This window comes from Acinetobacter bereziniae LMG 1003 = CIP 70.12 (assembly GCF_000368925.1).
Taxonomy (GTDB): Bacteria; Pseudomonadota; Gammaproteobacteria; order Pseudomonadales; family Moraxellaceae; genus Acinetobacter; species Acinetobacter bereziniae.
Map to the genome: position 1 here is coordinate 1,158,790 of NZ_KB849756.1, position 20,357 is coordinate 1,179,146.

Consider the following 20,357-nt stretch of genomic DNA (forward strand, 5'->3'; position numbering starts at 1 on the left):
TAAACACGGTAATGAATAGATCTCTGAGATAAGCCAAAGCAAAACTCTTGCTCAATCGCTTATGTTGGTGAAAATTCAAACAATAATCATCTATGATTTACGTGTATGTACTTTATGTCATCATATTTAATACATGGTTTCTAAAAGCATTAAATCTAAATGCTGTAAACATATGCCAAGTGTTGACTTAGAACTGAACAACAAATTCAGTGATTAAATCATAGGCTTTAAAATCTGTATCCAACTCAGTAAGTGTAATAATTTTTATGCTTTAAATGCCAAGCAATCGTGCATAAGAGGGAAAGTTTCAGACTGATTTCTGCAATACATTAGAAAAAAATCTTGAGGATATTAAAGTGCTAAATGTATCAGCAGAAAAGCGTAAACTTAAACGAACGTATTTAAGAAAAGGCGACCCAAGTTTGGTGTTAATTTCAAGCTTCGTCACCCATGTAAAATATTTGGGTTGGAGCAATGAACGTATTAAAAAAATATTGGCTGATGCAAGAAGTCAAAACTACAACTATTTGTACTCAACATTAAAAAGAGCCATTGAATAATGGTAAATCCATCTACATATAAAAAATATTTAAATTACAATTGCTTCACTATAAAAAATAGTTTTCCAAATTTTAGTTTTTATTATCCTGTATTTTATTACCTTTTTCACATATCTGTATTTTGTTTACTTTTAGATCAATAGGAATATAAATAATTATATTATTTTTTATTTTTCAGTCATTAACATCGTATTAAAAATATTACACTTTCAAAAAAAATGTGACAGTATTCAAACAAAATTTCTACTTAATAGAAATTCTATTTTTAAAAATAATTAAAAAATAAACAAAATAAAATCACAAGATATTGATTTTTAATAATAAATATTAAATTACATTAAAGTAATATTTTTCGTCAAATACAAATAATCATCCAGAAACTACAAAGATATTTCACATAATTCAAACTACCATGAACCTACATTTATTTAACTGTGTCACTTTTTTTTAAAACAGTGAGACTAAATGTAGTTTATTGAAGTCAGTCAACCGAACTCAATAGATTAAAAAAATTGAAAATCAACCTTTCTAAAATAAATAGGTTTTACTATGAAATTGAGTCTATTAAAAATTGCAACTTTATCTGCTTTGGCTATTTCTGGATCAGCTTTTGCTGCCGATGCTGTAACAGTGAATGGCGGTACAGTTCACTTTACGGGTGAATTGGTAAATGCTGCATGCGCTGTGAGTACAGAATCTGCAAATCAAACTGTAGATTTAGGTCAATATCGTATTGCACGTTTAGAAGCAGCTGGTGACAAGACCACGCCAGTACCATTTCAAATCAAACTTGTAGACTGTGATCCGACAGTGCAAGCAACTGCTGCTGTCGCATTCTATGGTCAAGCTGAAACATCAAATCCAAACTTACTTACAGTTTCTGCTGGTTCAAATGCTACTAGTGCAACAAATGTCGGAATTGAAATTTCGGATGATACTTCAAAAATCTTAGGTGTGAGTGGCTCAAGCTTCTCTACACCAAAAAACCTTATTGCAGGTGATAACACTCTTCAATTTAGTGCACGTTATGTTGCAACAGGTAAATCTACACCTGGTCAAGCCAATGCTGATGCAACATTTGTTGTGAAATATGAGTAATTATTTACTTAAAAATTAATTATTTCCCAAGAGTAATTATAACGTACTAAACATAATGGGCTTATTCATCATGAAAAAATATATAACGCTGTTCGCTGGAATATTGGTTTGTTCTCATATTTATGCTGATAGTTATGTATTTGGTGGACGGGCTCATTTTCGTGGGGTTCTAGTCCATGAAAGTTGTGCTATTTCTGTAGAAAAAAATAGACTGACGACGAAAACTCCACACATCCCTGTTCAAATTCATTTTTCGTTTTGTCCCATGAGCATCTACGATAATCTTGCGATCGGTTTATCTGAACCAAACAAACATACACAAGAAATTTTCTTTACAACGCCTCAAGCAAAAAATGATTTTGATAAAGAAATTAATATTCAAGGCTACGAGTATATCAGCATAGGGCAACGGCTTATTCAATATATTACTTTGCCTAAAGATGATCAAAATATTAAAGAAAAGAGCATAAATCTTTTTATTAATCATAACTTTGAAAATACTCTCGCACAATCACAGCATATTTTAATTTCTGTATTTTATCCATAAATGAATTCTAAGGGTCTATATGAACTTCAACTTATTAAAAAAAGGTATTCTGAATATAACCTTAGTCTGCTTGTCTTCTACAGGTTTTGCCAATACTGATGGTTTAGGCGGAATATCTCTTGGATCGACACGCGTAATTTATCCAGTGGATTCAAAACAAGTTTCACTTCCTATTCTCAATAGTAATGATAAAGGGCGCTTTTTAATTAATGCATGGGTTGAAGATCATAATGACAAGAAATCTAAAGATTTTCTTATTACTCCACCTTTATTTGTAGCAGAAGCAAAAACTGAAAACACACTCAGAATTATTAATATAGAGACTTCAGATTTGCCTCAAGATCGCGAGTCTGTATTTTGGATCAATGTGAAGGCAATACCATCGATTGATAAGTCGACATTAGCAGATAAGAACATTTTACAGCTTGCTGTATTATCTCGAATCAAGCTTTTTGTTCGTCCAACAAATTTAAAAACAAAACCTGAAGCCAGCTTAGAAACACTTAAATTCTCAAAAACTGCAGAGAGCATAATCGTCAATAATCCTTCGCCCTACCATGTCTCTTTTGTCAACCTTTATTTAGATGGTGAGAAGCTCCCTAATATTATGGCGATGCCATTTGCAGAAACAAAAATTTCGAGCACTTCGGGAATCAACTTAAGTTATCAAACCGTTAATGATTATGGTGGTTTAACACCTAAAGTCGATTTAACACTGAAGTAATCGCCATGAATAATTTATTTTCAATACCATACAACAGTGTATGTATAAGCAAAAATATTTCACGCTATCCATTTGGGATTGTTGTGACAATGCTTATTTCAATCATTACAATCAGAGCTAATCATGCTGAGGAAGTATTTAACTCCGCATTTTTAACAGATAATTTATCCAATACTCAAATTTCTGATTTAACCCGATTTGAAAAATCATCGCATCAACTACCTGGTCTTTATCGAGTCGACGTATATGTCAATGATCAATATATGTTTACTCGTGATATCAACTTTATTGAAAAGCCAAACACTCAGGACACTACGGGACTATTTCCTTGTTTAGACACGAAAACTTTACAAGGTTTTGGCGTAAATATAGCTCAATATGAGCAATTGTCTACAAATAAACAGTGTACTGACTTTAGCACGATCATTGAGGGTGCAAATAGCCAATTTCAGTTTGATAAACAAAAATTGATGATTAGCATACCTCAAGCAGCATTAAGCAATCAGATTCGTGGTTATATTCCTCCAGATCAATGGGATGAAGGAATCAATGGCTTATTTACCAACTACAGTCTTTCTGGTTATGACAACTCAAAAACGGATACCAACAGTCTTTTTTTACGTTTAGACAGTGGCATAAATCTTGGATCATGGCAATTGAGGCACTCAAGTAGCTGGAACTATAACACCTACAAAGAAAAAACATACAATCAATGGAATAATTTAAATACCTATCTACAAAAAACGATTATTCCATTAAAAAGCCAATTAATTATTGGAGATGGTTCAACAAATGGTGAGATTTTTGACAGCTTTGGTTACCGTGGCGTGCATTTATCAACATCGAGTGCGATGTATCCAGACAGCCAACAAGGCTATGCTCCAACTATACGTGGTGTAGCCAAAACCAATGCTAAAGTGGTGATCAAGCAAAATGGCTATGTGATCCATCAAATTAATGTGGCGCCTGGACCCTTTCATATCCAAGATTTAAATCCTACCTCGATGAGTGGCGACCTTCTGGTCACTATTGAAGAAAACGATGGCTCAATTCAAAGCTTTGTTGTTCCCTATTCCACACTCCCAGTCCTACAACGTGAAGGTCGAACCAAATACAGTGTTGTTTTTGGTGAATACCGCAGTGGTAGAGATTCTCAAGATAATCCTTCCGTGGTGCAGGCAACTGCGATTCACGGACTGAAAAATGGAATCTCTGTGTATGCAGGAACACAATTTTCTCAAAAATATAAGAGCGCACTTATAGGTTTAGGCGCAAATCTTGGAAATTATGGTGCATTATCTTTTGATGTGACTCATGCAGATAGTGAATTAGCGGATCAGTCTACACACAGTGGGCAATCATTACGCTTTTTATATTCAAAATCGCTTTTAAGTTCTGGTACGACTTTTCAACTTCTTGGTTATCGCTACTCAACTAAGGGCTTTTATACCTTGAATGATGTTAGCTATAACAATATGAGCGGTTATGAACTTTCTGAAACGCACGATGGCAATCAAGCCAATACACCAATCATTACAGATTATTACAACTTATATAATCCGCAAAAAGGGCGGCTAGAAGTCAATATTTCTCATTCTTTAGGTAACTATGGCTCACTGTTTGTCTCAGGAAATCAACAAACCTATTGGAATACCAATAAGAAGAATGAATGGGCGCAAGCAGGCTATGCTAACTCGTGGAAAGGATTAAATTATTCATTTTCAATCAGTCGTAACAAATATTCAGAAATTAATCAAACTGACACCATGTATGCCATGAATATTTCCTTCCCTCTGGACAAATTATGGCCTAAAGCAAACTTCCAAAATAGTCCTGTGAATAATGCTTATAGTACTTTTTCAACTACTCAAAACTCGAATGGTCATGAATCTTACTTAACGGGTTTAAGTGGAACGTTACTCAAAGACCGAAATTTAAGTTATAGCATCAACCAAGGTCATGTCAGTAACCAAGGAAGTATCGGTTCAGTCAGTTTAAATTATGAGGGTCGGTACGGCAGCATTGGTGCTGGCTATAACTATGATCAAAACTCAAATCAATTTACCTATAACGCTTCAGGTGGTGTGCTTGCCCATCGTGATGGTATTACTTTTGGTCAACCCTTAGGTGCTACCTCAATTTTGGTCAAAGCACCGGGCGCAAAAGGGGTCAACATCGAAAATTATATTGGTGTGAAAACAGATTGGCGTGGCTATGCGATTGTTCCTTATGCCACTGAATACCGTGCCAATCGTGTTGCACTCAACTCAAATAGCTTCAGCAATAATCTTGAAATCAGTAATAACGTCGAAAATGTAGTACCTATTCAAGGTGCTATTGTCCGAGCAACCTTCGACACCAGTATTGGGATGAGAGCACTGATTACGTTAACTCATAATGGCAAGTTTTTACCTTACGCAAGTAGCGTAGCTGAAATAGAAAGTTCAGCTCGAAGCATGGTCGGAGATGATGGTCGGGTCTATTTAACTGGGCTCCCGCTTAAAGGCACATTAGAAGTGAATTGGAATGAAACTGATGGAGGAAAGTGTGTGGCTAATTACGATATTTCAGAAATGGACTTAACCAAACCCGTTATTCAATTTGACCTTGAATGTAAATAAGGAGAGTGTATATGAAAGTTAAGCTTTTAATCTCTTCCCTATTATTACTTGGTTCTACCCAGTGTTTTGCAATTTCATGCTGGAATAGTAAAGGGCAAGGCGTTGTGGATGAAGTTTTCTATGATCTTTCCAATAGCTTCAGTAGTTCCAATAATGCTGTTGGACAAATTGTAGAAATCAGAAAAAACTTCTCGGCACAAGTATATGCAGTATGTGAACCCCATAGTTCAGGTATCAGTGGTAATCGAACTAAGCGTAGTTATGTTACAGATTTGCCAATTGTTGAAACAATCGGACGTTATCAATATCTACCTATTAATGATTATTTGGTCGGTGCAATGAAAATTACTGATAGTATCGCTGGTGATTTTTATCCGCCAGCAAATTATGTACAGATGGGCTATGACGCCAATGTCAGTACAGGCAGACCTTTTGGAGTTAGGGATTCAAACTTTACCTTTAGGCTTAAAGTGATCAAGCCATTTATTGACTTTGTCCCTATTCCTAAAAAGACCATGTTTACCGTATATGTCTCAATAGGCACAGGCGATCCATTAACTTTTCCTGTTTATACAGTGAGTTACAGCGGTTCTGTCAATGTACCTCAAAGTTGTAAAATTGGGACAAGTGAAATTGTAGAAATTCCTTTTGGCGATATCCCAGCAGTTGCATTTAGTAATGCAGGACCTGGAAATAAACCAAGCAATGTCAAGGTAGAAACACGGACACTAGGAATTCAATGCACCAATATCAATGCACAAGCCATGCTGACACTTCGAATTGAAGCAGAAAGAGCGAACGGAAATATAATGATTTCAGATAATCCAGATATTGGATTTCAGATGGCAGATCAAAACAATAACATTTTGACTCCCAATAATATTAACAGTGTCATTCCCTTTAATCTGCAGCAACAACCTGCCAACGTAACCATTAAAGCTTGGCCTATCAGTTTAACAGGCAAAACACCTCAAGTTGGACCTTTTAAATCAAGAGGTTATCTCCGAGTAGATTTTGAGTAGAAAAAATGAAAAATATAGTAGCGTTTATGGTGATTTTTTGTTCCAGCATTCATCAACACTCTAATGCTCAAGATTCCAGCGTTGAATTAGGGCGTGTAAACATTGAACTTTCTGGCAATGTAACGACTGTAACTTGCGGTGTCTTAAATTCTGAGCAAGATAAATATATTCATCTTGGCACAATTGCAACCAAAGATTTACCGTCTGTTGGCAGTCAATCCAAAGCCATCCCAATTCCTTTTGAAATGAGTAATTGCCCTCCAAATGGAAGCGTGACGATTACTTTTGAGGGGGTGCGTGATTCTGATAATGCTGAACTGCTTGCCATCGATGATTTGGTAAATAAAGCCGAGAATATTGCAATAGAAATTAGAGATCAAAACAAGAAACGCTTAGCTTTGGGCAAAAAAAGTGAAGAATTCATCGTAGACAGTAACGGTAAGGTTTCTACACTATTTTATGCTAATTATATCGTAACCAAAGCGCAAGCAAAAGCAGGGCTAGCGAATGCAAACGCTCAATTTTCTATAGAGTATCAATGAGAGAACATTATGATGAATCTACGTAAATTAATATTATAGTAAATCAGTAAAAACCAGAATAAACCCAGTTAAAACAAAAACTTAGGATTTATTCTAAACTTAAAAACTTAACACACTAAATGGACTGATTTTCTTAAAAAGCAATTTGTCTTTATATTTGTTTTGCCTCTGTAATCAAAAAACAAAAGTTAAAATTTACCCCTAATGATTTTAAATCAAATTAACAAGTATGTCAAATTAAAGTAATTGGAGGAGTGATGAAATCATTTTTAAAAACCAAAAGTGTAACAACAAGTTTAGCGGGCTTATTAGATGAATTTTGCAAAAAAAATCATCTAATATCACCTAAAAAGACTCAAAGTAGTTTGAATGATCACATTACTTTTGGAGAATGGTTGAAGAAAATCAAAACCATTGATAAGCAGTATCCTCATGAAGGTTTAGGGTTGGATATGGGTAGATTATTTCAACCTAATCATATCGGTGTCGTTGCTTATATTGCACAATCCAGCAATACGCTATCAGACTACATTCAAATCTTACCTAAATATGAAAAACTTTGGTTCAATTATCTTCCCAAAAAAATTCGTGTTGAAACCGATACTTTTTCAATATCGTGGGAAAAACCCTCCTACTTACAAGCAGGTATTTATATTCAAGAAAGCAAGGTTGTTGAAGAAATGCATGTAGCAATCATCTATCAACAATTCAAACAACTTCTGGACGATGAAGAAAATATTTTCCTGAGCTTAGAACTAGCGATACCCGAGCCGAAAGATTTGGAAAAATATATGCGATATTTTAAGTGCCCCATCCAATTTAATACTGAACAAACTAAAATTATTTTGTCCAGTTCTCTTCTGCATATTCCATTTAAAAGTCATGACCCCAATCTTTTGACAATTCTGACTAACCATGCCAATACATTACTCAAAAAAATGCCGAAACAAGATTCATTAAGAGAACTTGTCAATTTGAGTATTTTACGAGCTTTAGAAAGTAGTGATGTTAAAATTCAAACAATTGCTAAGTCTTTAAATACCTCACCTAGACTATTGCAAATTGATTTAAAGAAGAATGGATTATCCTTTAGAAATATTTTAAACAGTATCCGTCAAAGTTTGGCAAAGAAATATCTGAAAAATTGTAGCCTACTGATTGTCGACATCGCATTTTTACTCGGCTATAAAGATCAAACCTCTTTTAATCGAGCCTTTAAGGCTTGGACTGGAATATCACCTTCAGAATGGAGAAAACGTCATATCGATAAAAATATGAATGCAATAAATCCTAAATTTTGTTCTTATACGGAATGATCAAAGTATATGATTTATAACTAGTTTAATTTAATCTTGAAAGCGCTTTCACTAGATCAAATCACAATTTCACAACTACTGAATATCTTGAATATAGATCCATACAAAAAGTGTATGAGGCAATTTTTCATACAAGATAATGAGACTAACTATGTTTGTTTAAAAACATAATTTTCCGCTAAGTATTATATTTTCTTGATAATATTAGGAATCATTAAGCTTATTATTTGAATTATTTTTACTTCTCTCCAAAAATCACCTTTGGATTTCATATTTGCAAATATTTTTACCATATTAAACAATATATTGATATAAATTCTCCTCCAACTCATAAATGCTAAACATCTCTATAAAAAAACTCATTTTGTTAAAAATGACAAGAAATCATGTGCAATATGGAAAGTCTATTGCTCTTTTTTTAAATAAAATTATTAAAAAATGGAGGTATAAAGTTTTGCTAAAAAAAGTAACCAAACAAAAACTGAAACGTACCTATCTACGAAAAGGTGATCATAGTCTAGTCTTGATTGCAAGCTTTCTGACGCATGTTAAATATTTAGGTTGGAGTGATGAGCAAATTAAGGAAACATTACAAGATGCAAGAAGTAAAGACTATGAATATTTATATGAAACATTAAAAAGAGCTGTAGAAGTACAATAAGGACTAAGCTACAGCTCTTAGATTTTTATACTATTATTAAAATAAATAGCTACATTAAATTAAAAGTAAAATCATCATTCAACTTATAAATCCAGTACTAATCTCCGACCTTTGGCACGAGAAACGCAGATCATCATCGACTGTTGAGAAGACTTTTCATCATCGCTCAAATACTGATCAAAATGTTCTGCTTCACCCTCAATAATTGTAGTTTCACAAGTCCCACAAACCCCTTCACGGCAGAGACATTCCACATCAATATTTAATGCTTCAATGGCTTGTAGAATCGTTTGATTGCCTTGTACTTCAACTTCCTGATTAGATTTCGCCAGTACCACCGTAAAAGCTTCACCCTCTTCAGGCACAGTTGAAGCAAATTGTTCCCAATGAATATATTCATCACGATAACGATGAAAATTACAACGATCAATCACAGCATCAATCATCGGCTTAGGTCCACATACATATATATGTGTTGCTTTAGGTTGTGATGCGATCAGTTGATCGAGGTCAAGGCTTTTGCCTTCTGAGTCGACATAGCTAAAAATATGTGCTGAATGTTTTTGTTTAAGTTCTTCTAATAATGCTGCATGTTCTGGTGAACGAAAAGCATAATGCAACTCGTAGTCTGCGCCACGCGCCGCCAGCTCCTCCATTTGAGGTACAAACGGCGTAATACCGATCCCACCAGCAATTAAAATATGCTTGCTACCATTTTCAGCCAGAGGAAATAGATTTTTAGGCTCAGAAATGACGATTTCACACCCTTCTAGACACTGATCATGCATATACACTGATCCGCCTTTGCCTTCGACATCCTTACGCACACAGACCTGATAAGTCGAGAGATCTTCAGCACAACTCATCAGTGAATAAGCATTGGAAAGCTGATCATTCATTTTCACAATGATATGGCTACCGCCATTGAATTGAGGGAAATTTTGTCCATCCTGACGTTTAAATGTAAATCGTTTGATCAATGGGGTGAGTTGTTCTACTCGAGTAACCACTGATGGAAACATTTCATAATGACTTGCCATGTCTAAATCCTCTTTACCACATGCTGCTTCATACAAGCATTTCTTAATTTTAAGCGCAGATTTCAGGCTGGCTAATCTTCACTGATCGACCAACCTGTGTTGTTGCTATAAGCCTAAACACATATATTTAATGGTCATGAATTCTTCTAAACCATATTTTGAACCTTCGCGCCCCACACCCGATTGTTTAACACCACCAAACGGAACGACTTCATTGGAAATTGCGGTGGAGTTCATTCCCACCATGCCATATTCGAGTTGTTCAGCTACGCGCCAAATTCTCGAAATATTTTCACTGTAGACATAAGCCGCTAAACCAAAAATCGTATCATTGGCTTGTGCAACGACATCTGCTTCTTCACTGAAGCGAATCAGTGGTGCAACAGGTCCAAAGATTTCCTCTTGTACGATTTCCATCTGCTGATTTACACCAGTTAAAACCGTGGGTTCAAAGAATGTTTGCCCCAATGCATGCGGTTTACCGCCACAAGCCACTTGCGCCCCTTTTTCACAGGCATCATCAATCAATTGCTGGGCTTTTACGACCGCTTTTTCATTGATTAAAGGACCAATCTGTACGTTTGCTTCAAGACCATTGCCAATTTTGAATTTTTGCACTTCTTGCACAAACTTTTCAGTAAATGCCTGATAAATCTTGTCATGCACATAAATACGATTGGCACAAACACACGTTTGTCCAGCATTACGGAATTTAGCAAAAATCGCACCTTGAACAGCTTTATCGAGGTCAGCATCATCAAAAATGATTAACGGTGCATTTCCACCCAATTCCAATGCCAGTTTTTTAATGGTGCTTGAACATTGCTGCATCAATAAACGACCGACAGGCGTAGACCCTGTAAATGTTAATTTTTTAACTTTTTCATGACTGGTAAATACCGCACCTATTTCTTGTGATTTACCGGTTACAACATTGATTACACCAGCAGGAATACCTACCATTTCAGCTAACTTCGCCAAGGCTAAAGCACTGTATGGTGTTTCATTGGCGGGTTTAATCACAATGCTACAGCCTGCTGCTAAAGCAGGAGCTGCTTTACGGGTAATCATCGCAATCGGAAAGTTCCAAGGTGTAATTGCAGCAACAACACCGACAGGCTCTTTACTGATGATAAAACGTTGTTGATTGTTGGTGGTTGGAATTACATCACCATAAACACGTTTTCCCTCTTCAGCAAACCATTGGATAAATGAAGCCGCATATTTCACTTCACCCAATGCTTCAGCCAAAGGTTTACCCTGTTCAACCGTCATGATATATGCCAGCTCATCTGCATTCGCCAACACCAACTGATACCAAGCAAGCAATAAATCCGCACGTTGCTGTGCAGTTAACGCTTTCCATGAAGCCAATGCTTGATAAGCAACTTCAATGGCTTGTGTTGCTTCAGCTGTTCCCATATTCGGAATCACACCAATTTCTTCACCTGTTGCTGGATTGGTTACAGGTACAGTGTCATGAGATTGAGCATCGATCCATTGACCATTGACCAATCCACGTTGTTGAAATAACTGACGACCTTGCAAACTTGTCATGTCATGATCCTATAAAGTGACAAGAAGGTACGGCTAGATTTGCCGCACCTCTAAATTGATGAATTACTGATGGTATTGCGCAACCAGATTTTGGAAATATGCAATACCATGTTCGCTGATACCTGAACGTTGTCTATCAGTCATAATACGACCTTGACCACGATATCCCCGTGATTTCAACCCACGTTGCACACTTTCAACCAGATTTAAATCTTCAGGACGGAATACATTACGATACCATTCAATCAAATCTTTCTGATCTTGAGTGAGTTCTTCATTGGTAAAGTAAATGTCATAATGTTGTAAGGTCGTTTCAGCATCAACAGGAAATTCATAAATCACTGTCATAAAATTGCTACCTGGTGGAACATTAAACATGGTGCATGGCCACGTCCAAAAACCACTGAAGGTTGGGTCTTGAACAGATGGATCTAATTTGAATGATTTTTCTGAAGAACGTGCATAACCGTATTGTAAAGTCCAGTTTTGATGTGTGGTGTGCCAATATTTATCGACTTGCACTGAATCTGCAAAACCAGGATGCGCAGGACCACAGTGATAACATTCCATATAGTTATCAACGATCACTTTCCAGTTTGCTGGTGTTTCAGTGACAAAACGTGCTGCAAGTTTTAAATCTTTGATGACTGCACAGCTTTCATTGAGCTTTTGGGCAAATTCAGGTAACTGATCTTCTACACAAGTTGCATTTTCATCCATATTGATAAAAATAAAACCTGCATATTCTTCCACCTTTAACGGCACCATACTTGAGTTTTGTTTATCAAATGACTCAACATGGTCACAGTTACGTGCCAAAGCCAAGCTACCATCTAACTTAAATGTCCATGCATGGTATGGACAGGTAATCACGTTTTTTGCTTTACCACTGCCACTGAGCAACTCATGACCACGATGTGGGCATACATTATAGAAAGCGCGTAAAATATTATCTTTACCACGGATCACAATGATGTTTTCACCAATCACCTTGCGGGTAATATAATCATTGGCTTGTGCAACTTCACTGCCATGTGCCACACAAATCCAGCTTTTTGCAAAAATTTCTTCTTTCTCACGTTCAAAAACTTGTGAAGATGTATAGAACACTTTTGGGAAGGTCCATGCTACATCTGGGTTTGAGCAGAAATCTTCGGGTAATTTTTCAACTGCATTCATGGTTTTACTCCATTAAACTCTTTTGTCCTAACGACCGTTTCATTAAAAATTGGCTGATGCCCAAATCAATTGAGCATTTGCTTTATTGAACTCAGCATCTGCTGATATAAATCCTGTACGACTGGGCAATCACGAACTAAGCGTAGACTGCCATGTAGCAATCCCTTTCCAAGATAAAATTCCGTTTCGATATTGGCTTGTTTTAAGCTGTCAGCAAAAATACGTCCTTCATCACTTAAAGGGTCATACTCTGCTACAGCAATAAAACTCGCTGGCATACCAGAAAAATCCTGAGCGAACAACGGCGATAAACGTAAGTCTTGCCAATCATTTTCATTGGGTGCATAAGCTGTTAAGTAATAACGCATGTCTACTACGCTCAGTAACGGTGCTTGTCGATGCCGCAGGCAAGATTCGCTATCAAACTGGGTGGTTAGACTTGGATAAATCAGTACAAGACCACATGCTTGATTTGCCGTATGTTGTAACTGAACTGCCAGTGACGCCGCTAAATTACCACCTGCACTATCTCCTGCTAATACGATTTGATCTGGATTAATACTCCATTCAATCGCATGTTGTTTAAGCCAGAGGTAAACCGTTTCACAGTCTTCATAAGCTGCTGGAAAGTGATATTCAGGCGCTAATCGGTAATCGATACTCAGTACCACAACATTGAGATCACGACACAGATAACGGGTGATAAATTCATGTGAATCTAAATTTCCCACCATCCAACCACCGCCATGAATATAAACAACGCATGACCACCCTTTTTCTGGTGCTTCACCAAGTGGGTAATACAATCGAACATTCACTGGATGCGTGATATGCGGTACGACTCTATCTTCAATATTGACTGTGCCATCTCTTGGCAAAGTGTAGTGTAAACACATCGCATCATAGGCAGCACGTATTGAATCAATATCCTGATCCGCAGGTGAATAAATACTGCTCCAATATACTAAGCTTTGCATTTCTTCACTTAATTCATAGTTCATGTTCGATTGTGCTGTCATGACAATTCCTTTTGACTTGCCTTATCTGCAATCGGCTCAATGGCAACATCAATATGCATATGCTTATTGGCTTCTGTATGATCCAATGATTGCAATTCATTAAAGCTACTTTGCTCAATCAGATGTGATGGAATCTTTGAATAATCCTCAATCAACCATTTCACTAAGCCATACGTCTGTATCAGAATAATCACGATAAAAGGCAAGGCGGTCACAATCGTTGCCGTTTTCATAGTGTCTAAAGGTGCTTTAGAAAAAATCATCGCAATGGGTACCAAGGTCAGCATCAAGCACCAGAATAACCGAGCATTTGGTGATGGATCTTGTCCTTCACTTAAGCCACGTGTACAGGTTGCCGAGACGGCATAACCAACCGCATCCATATGCGCTGCAAGGAAAATCACCATAATGCCGAGGAAGATCCACATCATCAGCTTGCCTGCTGGTAAAAGACCCAACAGTTGACTGATCGCAACTTCACCGCCTTGCTGACTCAAGACTTGGGGAACATTCACCATGCCATGAATAAAGTTATATACACTGTAGTTTTCAAATACACCGAAGATGAACCATAAACCAACGCTACCACCTATCACCATGGCAAGAATCACTTCTTTAATGGTGCGTCCTTTTGAAACTCGGGTAACAAAAAGTGCGACACCCGGTGCATAAGAAATCCACCACAACCAATAGAAAACCGTCCATTCACGGGTGAACTTTCCATCGCCCATCGGGTCTGTAAATAAACTCATATCAACAAAGTTGGTTGCCATAAGACCAAAACTCATCAATGAATTATTCATAATGAATTGGGTCGGTCCAAAGCACAGGACATAGATTGCGAACAGTACCACACCCAGACAAACCATATGGCTGAGACGCTGCATCCCTTTGTCCATACCGACATAAGAACTCAAGGCAAATAAAATCGATACCGCAAAAATGATGACGACCTTGGTCATAAAGGTATTTGGAATACCGGTTAGCTGCGACAAAATATTGGTAAAGGTCACTGCGGTCAGTACCAATGAAATGGTTAAGGCACCAAACATACACAGCAAGAACATTAAATCAACCAAACGTCCAACGGGTCCTGTTGACTTAAACCCTGTGACCGCCTCTATCATCGAAGCCAAGCTCAAGCCTTTATTCTTTCTCACATGATAGCTATAGCACAGTGAAATAGACGCAAGTGCATAGATCGACCATGCGCTTAAACCAGAGTGAAAGAATGAATATGCCACACTGTATTTGAGTGCTTCGGCAGATTCGGGTGCTAAATTTAAGCCCGGGGTTTGGTAATAATATGCCCAGTCCAAAAAGCCCCAATACAATGTCGAAGAACCAATGCCCGATAAAATGAACATAAAAATCCACGACATGGTGCTGTATTCAGGTTTTCCCTCTCCCAACTTGATTTTGCCGTATTTACTAAATGCCAAACCAAAGGTAAAAATAATTGATAAAAAAGCAAATAAAAGCACCGGTGTGGTAAATACCGAAGTCGTCCAGTGCATCCATTTAGAAGCCAATTCTATTGATTCAGATGAGTAGATCGCTAAACCAGCCACCGAAATAAATACAACGGCAAGACTGGTTATAGCTAAGGTCTTATCTGTATAGAGTTTTGTATTTTGATTATCCATATCTATTCAATCCATCTTGGATTTTGATCATTCCATATGGTGGTTATTCCATAGCGAATAAATCCATTTTCTCGTGAGTTACAAATGATGCAATGGCATCTCCAACTTGATAAGTTTTTGCAGTTCCGCCAACATCCGGCGTTTTAGGTCCATGAACCAAGATATGTTCAATCGCCTGCATAATGTCTTGCCCTGCCTGAATCACCTGTTCATCCCCATCTGCCAAGAAATCCAACATCATGGCACCTGACCAAATTGCAGCGATCGGGTTGGCAATTTGCTGACCAAAAATATCTGGAGCAGAACCATGTACAGGCTCAAACAATGACGGGAACTTACGTTCAGGATTGAGATTTGCAGATGCTGCTAAACCAATCGTTCCTGTACAAGCAGGTCCCAAATCAGACAAAATATCGCCAAACAAATTCGATGCAACCACTACATCAAAACGTTCAGGCTGTAGTACAAATCGGGCAGCTAAAATATCAACATGTTGTTTATCTGCTTTGATTTGCGGATATTGTTTTGCCATTTCATCCACACGTTCGTCCCAATATGGCATGCTGACAGCAATTCCATTGGACTTGGTTGCAGCTGTGATCTTTTGAGCATCACGTTGACTGGCAAATTCAAATGCATATTTCAAAATGCGATCTACCCCATGACGAGTAAATACCGCTTCCTGTAATACGAACTCTCGATCAGTGCCTTCAAAAGCTTTGCCACCTATTGCGGAATATTCGCCTTCACTGTTTTCACGCACCACATAAAAATCAATATCACCTGGCTGTTTACCTGCAAGTGGGCATTTCACCCCTGGCATTAATCGAACTGGGCGTAAATTCACATATTGATCAAAACGACGGCGGAACTGCAGCAATGAGCCCCAAAGTGAAATATGATCGGGTACTTTTTCAGGCCAACCTACAGCACCAAAGAAGATTGCATCATATTGCTGTAAAACCTCAAACCAGTTATCCGGCATCATTTTGCCGTGTTCAAGGTAATAATCGCAGCTTGCCCAATCAAAGGTATCCATTTGAAGTTCAATACCATATTTATCAGCTGCTGCCTTTACAACCTTGATTCCTTCTGGTAGAACTTCTAAACCAATCCCATCACCTGCAATCGTGGCAACTTTATACTTTTTTGCCATAACGCTCCCTTACACCTTTGGTTAATATCCTTAGATGTAAACATGCTGTTTTCAGCAAAAATGATCAATAAGAAAACTATCACCCCAATGGACACGGATCGTGAATAATCTACCTAACCTATCGGATTTAAAGGTTTTTTGCACAGTCGCAAAACGTAAGAGTTTTGTCGATTCTGCGGATGAGCTTGGCGTTTCGCCTGCTTTTATTAGTAAGCGGATCAACATTTTAGAGACCAATTTAAATTGTAAATTGTTTCATAGAAGTACACGCCATGTCAGTTTGACGGAAGATGGCAAACTTATACTCGATCGTGTTGCGCATATTTTGGACGAGTTTGATGAGATTAGTGAACTGGTCAATAACCCATTAAGTACGCCAACAGGACATCTGGATATTGTCAGCAGCTTTGGGTTTGGTCGAAAACATGTGGCGCCCATCTTGTCAAAACTGATGACCATGTATCCAAAACTGGAGATACAGTTTGATACCATTGATAATACTAAGGATCTGATTCAACACAGTATTGATTTGGATATTCGTATTGGTAACGAAATTGCACCCAATATGATTGCAAAAAAACTGGTGCCTAATTTTCGAATTTTTTGTGCTGCACCCAGTTATATCCTTAAAAATGGTGCGCCTGAAAATTTAGAAGATTTACGGCATCATGACTGCTTAACCATTAGTGAGCGTGATCAATCCTCTGTATTATGGAAATTACGTCACGCATCAGAAGATATGTCGGTACATGTTACACCGCGCTTTATTTCAAACAATGGGGAAATTATTCATCAGCTTGCTGTAGAAGGTCACGGGATTATTTTACGTTCAATTTGGGATGTTGCCGATGAATTGATTAGTGGACAGTTACAACACATTCTTCCAGAATATTGGCAAGATGCAGATGTATGGGCAGTCTATCCATCACGTTTGAAAAGTTCATCCAAATTACAAACCTGTATTTTGTTTATTCAAAATGAATTATTGAATCGTTTGCAACATATCCAAAACCTATCACGAGGACAGTTGATTCAACCTGTAGAATCTGTTCAACACAGCGCTGAGAAGGTATTTTTATAGGTATGCTTAGATTTTTGTTTTTTTAAATATCATCAATCATCAGCTTGATAAAACTGATGATCTACTGACGCTTAAACTATGAGCACAACGATATTTGGTCTAATTTTACTGGCAGCAGTATTTCATGCAACATGGAATGCGATTGTCAAAGCGGGCTCAAATAAGTTCTTAACCACCGTACTGGTTACTACATCAGCAGCAGTTTTAGCCATGCTATTGCTGCCCTTTTTTCCGATGCCCAACAGTGCAAGCTGGGTTTATATTTTAGCATCTACAGTGATACAAATTGTCTATTTTGGTATGGTCGCAAAAATCTATCATATCGCAGACATGGGACTGACCTACCCGTTAATGCGAGGTACTGCACCGCTTATCGTTGCTGTTTTAGGGACATTGTTGCTGGATGAAAAGCTCGAATTCTATGCATGGCTTGGTATCATCACGATTTCCATCGGCATTTTATCCATGATCTTCGCTGCACCTAAAAAGGGACGAAAAGGGATTGGTTTAGCCTTGTTAAATACAATCTTGATTGCGAGTTATACCTTGGTGGATGGACATGGGATTCGCCTTTCTGGATCAGCTATTTCTTATATCTTATGGAGTTTTGTACTTTCTGGACTGATTTTTTTTATTTTTGCCTTAAAAATGCAGTATCGACAGATGGGGAATTATTTCCGTTTAAATTGGCATCTTGGTTTAATCGGTGGAATCGGTTCATTTTTCTCTTATGGTCTCGCCTTGTGGGCAATGACACTCGCACCTGTTGCCATCGTTGCCGCATTGCGTGAAACTTCAATTTTATTTGCGACTTTAATTGCGATTTTCATTTTAAAAGAACGTGCTACGATCACCCGAATTCTATCATCCTGTATTATTTTAATCGGTGCACTAATTTTGAGAGTTAGCTAACGCTTGATCACCAACAGCTCATTCCCAAATAGGCATCAATTAAACATCACTCTCTTTAAACCTCAGTTCAATTAAAAAGCCAGCTTATTTGGATAAAGCTGGCCCAATGGTCATGCTTTGTTTAGAAATAATAGCCTAGTGATAAATAAAACAATTTATTCCACTGATTACTTTCTCCCTGTGCAAGACCGTTTGCACCGCCTCCAGTCATCGGATCATTGCGACTCCAAATATATTCGCCCTGAATGCCAATTGCTTTGTAGTTAAAATACACCCCAGCGGTGAGTCGATCTGAATCTTGGTAACCTGTTTGATCTTTAAAGTAGCGACTATAAGCCAAATAAGGTTTTATATTCTCCAACTGATGAAAAGGCTGTGCCAATGTATAATTAATTTCATTAGACATAAACTTGCCTTTATTTGCCACTTGGTATGGATAATCGAAGGCTCCCATAGTCGAACTATTTGGTAGCAAATTGTCCGCATTGTTAATATTTTGCTCACCTGCCAAAAATAGCCATTGCCATGCTTGGTAGTTCAAGGTGTTAAATACAGCCCATGTACGACGATGTCCATCTTGTTGAGTTCGGTTGTTTTCCAATTCTGAATACCAATATGAACCACCGATTTCAGTCGAAAAGTTTTGTGATTTGTCCAAATCAAACTTTCTAGACAAACGTGTGATCCACATATTTTTTTCTTCAATATCTGTACCCTGACTTAAATCATCTGCTTGAACAAAATTGCCACTGTATCGACTTGCATCTTTGGATGTGCCTGTATAATTTCCACCATCAGTAGGATAGAAACCTAAATTAAAATTGTATTGATCATTTTTAAATTGATATTTTAGCCCTAGATTTTGTATGTCTTCAAAACCCACAGTGTTCAGCAATGTTTCATAATAACTATTGCCCCATAATCGACCAAAACCAAAATCTACAGATTGAAACCCGACAGACAAACGCTGCTGATCTGAAAACTTATAGCCTGCCCATGCATCTTTTAAAAACCAAGCATCACATAAACGACTGTATTGATAACAGCGAACATCCATCGAAGCGATCCAATTGGGGTTTTCATAACTCAAAACAGCTTTAATATCTGCAAGTTGCCAATCCTGATTTTTAGAGCCCTCATTTGCCTCGACAACATAATCTTTGTACATATAGCGTGTTCGAATTGCGCCTGTGAGTTTCAGTTCCCCTGATTCTGTTTTAGGATCGCCTATACTTAAATCAGCTGCTAAAACAGGCATATTCGCTAACATACCCATTGATCCCAAAATTAAGAGTGCCTTCTTCATTATTCTACTTCCTTGTTTATCCTGCTAAGAAAATGAACAAATTCAACAAGACAAACAATGCTGAAACTATGTCGTCAGCATTTACAAAGTGTGTTTAATTTATGCTAATTATATTTAAATCATGCAAAATACTTTATTTTTTTAAATGAATATTCAAGTTATAAGTCGATATTTAAACAAAAATTACAATATTGAAAGATGTGTACCAAGGATGATCATCTTGTTTATCAACCCAGATCATATTTTAAGGTTTTATAATTTTAATAGAAAAATACTGTATAAGCTGACAATGCACATAAGATTCTAAAAATACTGATTTTGAACTTTTTGATCAGTTTTCAGTTTTTATATTTCTGGCTTTGTCAGTCTC

The 20,357-nt window shown here is 37.3% G+C and carries 18 protein-coding genes; 11 read left to right on the plus strand and 7 right to left on the minus strand.

Features of this window, described 5'->3' with window-relative positions; translation table 11 throughout:
* Nucleotides 1-356: 356 nt before the first annotated feature.
* From F938_RS15345 to F938_RS15385, 9 genes are all read left to right on the plus strand, one after another.
* The gene (locus tag F938_RS15345; protein ID WP_005033160.1) at nt 357-560 is read left to right on the plus strand and encodes a hypothetical protein; all 204 of its coding nucleotides are present in this window, start codon (nt 357-359) and stop codon (nt 558-560) included.
* A 549-nt stretch (nt 561-1,109) separates the two neighbouring features.
* Entirely contained in the window at nt 1,110-1,658 is a 549-nt protein-coding gene (gene fimA / locus F938_RS15350; RefSeq protein ID WP_005033162.1) for a type 1 fimbrial major subunit FimA, read from the plus strand.
* Between the two features lie 55 nt (nt 1,659-1,713).
* On the plus strand, nt 1,714-2,205 hold the full coding sequence (locus F938_RS15355; protein ID WP_005033165.1) for a hypothetical protein: 492 nt from the start codon (nt 1,714-1,716) through the stop codon (nt 2,203-2,205).
* Between the two features lie 19 nt (nt 2,206-2,224).
* A complete protein-coding gene (locus tag F938_RS15360; RefSeq protein ID WP_005033167.1) occupies nt 2,225-2,929 on the plus strand; it encodes a fimbria/pilus periplasmic chaperone in 705 nt (234 codons plus the stop codon).
* A gap of 5 nt (nt 2,930-2,934) precedes the next feature.
* Entirely contained in the window at nt 2,935-5,550 is a 2,616-nt protein-coding gene (fimD, locus tag F938_RS15365; protein WP_034715370.1) for an outer membrane usher protein FimD, read from the plus strand.
* A gap of 11 nt (nt 5,551-5,561) precedes the next feature.
* Nucleotides 5,562-6,572: a fimbrial adhesin FimH gene (locus tag F938_RS15370; RefSeq protein ID WP_005033170.1), complete on the plus strand. Its 1,011-nt coding sequence runs from the start codon at nt 5,562-5,564 to the stop codon at nt 6,570-6,572.
* Between the two features lie 5 nt (nt 6,573-6,577).
* Nucleotides 6,578-7,114 (plus strand): fimbrial protein, encoded by a 537-nt coding sequence (locus F938_RS15375; RefSeq protein WP_005033173.1) that lies wholly within the window; start codon nt 6,578-6,580, stop codon nt 7,112-7,114.
* Between the two features lie 257 nt (nt 7,115-7,371).
* Nucleotides 7,372-8,430, plus strand: coding sequence for a helix-turn-helix domain-containing protein (locus F938_RS15380; protein WP_005033175.1), 1,059 nt, complete (start codon nt 7,372-7,374; stop codon nt 8,428-8,430).
* Nucleotides 8,431-8,803: 373 nt separating this feature from the next.
* Nucleotides 8,804-9,091 (plus strand): hypothetical protein, encoded by a 288-nt coding sequence (locus F938_RS15385; RefSeq protein ID WP_228129518.1) that lies wholly within the window; start codon nt 8,804-8,806, stop codon nt 9,089-9,091.
* A gap of 83 nt (nt 9,092-9,174) precedes the next feature.
* Here the strand turns inward: F938_RS15385 and cntB are convergent, their stop codons facing one another.
* From cntB to F938_RS15415, 6 genes are all read right to left on the minus strand, one after another.
* The gene (gene cntB / locus F938_RS15390) at nt 9,175-10,131 is read right to left on the minus strand and encodes a carnitine monooxygenase, reductase subunit CntB (RefSeq protein WP_005033180.1); all 957 of its coding nucleotides are present in this window, start codon (nt 10,129-10,131) and stop codon (nt 9,175-9,177) included.
* 105 nt (nt 10,132-10,236) lie between these two features.
* A complete protein-coding gene (locus F938_RS15395; protein WP_005033183.1) occupies nt 10,237-11,688 on the minus strand; it encodes an NAD-dependent succinate-semialdehyde dehydrogenase in 1,452 nt (483 codons plus the stop codon).
* A gap of 63 nt (nt 11,689-11,751) precedes the next feature.
* Nucleotides 11,752-12,867, minus strand: a complete 1,116-nt coding sequence (cntA, locus tag F938_RS15400; protein WP_005033186.1) for a carnitine monooxygenase subunit alpha — start codon at nt 12,865-12,867, stop codon at nt 11,752-11,754.
* A gap of 65 nt (nt 12,868-12,932) precedes the next feature.
* Nucleotides 12,933-13,886 carry an alpha/beta hydrolase gene (locus tag F938_RS15405; protein WP_005033189.1) on the minus strand — a complete coding sequence of 318 codons (954 nt, stop codon included), beginning with the start codon at nt 13,884-13,886 and terminating at the stop codon, nt 12,933-12,935.
* Complete coding sequence (locus F938_RS15410; protein WP_142952384.1) at nt 13,883-15,538, minus strand: BCCT family transporter; 1,656 nt, start codon at nt 15,536-15,538, stop codon at nt 13,883-13,885. The genes F938_RS15405 and F938_RS15410 overlap by 4 nt, the downstream gene beginning before the upstream one ends.
* A gap of 37 nt (nt 15,539-15,575) precedes the next feature.
* Entirely contained in the window at nt 15,576-16,688 is a 1,113-nt protein-coding gene (locus F938_RS15415) for a tartrate dehydrogenase (protein WP_005033195.1), read from the minus strand.
* Nucleotides 16,689-16,788: 100 nt separating this feature from the next.
* On the opposite strand from F938_RS15415, the gene F938_RS15420 reads away from it, so the two are divergent.
* Both F938_RS15420 and F938_RS15425 read left to right on the plus strand, forming a co-directional pair.
* Nucleotides 16,789-17,769 carry a LysR family transcriptional regulator gene (locus F938_RS15420; protein ID WP_004829585.1) on the plus strand — a complete coding sequence of 327 codons (981 nt, stop codon included), beginning with the start codon at nt 16,789-16,791 and terminating at the stop codon, nt 17,767-17,769.
* 78 nt (nt 17,770-17,847) lie between these two features.
* Nucleotides 17,848-18,681: a DMT family transporter gene (locus F938_RS15425; RefSeq protein WP_005033197.1), complete on the plus strand. Its 834-nt coding sequence runs from the start codon at nt 17,848-17,850 to the stop codon at nt 18,679-18,681.
* Nucleotides 18,682-18,802: 121 nt separating this feature from the next.
* Here the strand turns inward: F938_RS15425 and F938_RS15430 are convergent, their stop codons facing one another.
* Nucleotides 18,803-19,987: a TonB-dependent receptor gene (locus F938_RS15430; RefSeq protein WP_005033200.1), complete on the minus strand. Its 1,185-nt coding sequence runs from the start codon at nt 19,985-19,987 to the stop codon at nt 18,803-18,805.
* Between the last annotated feature and the right edge of the window lie 370 nt (nt 19,988-20,357).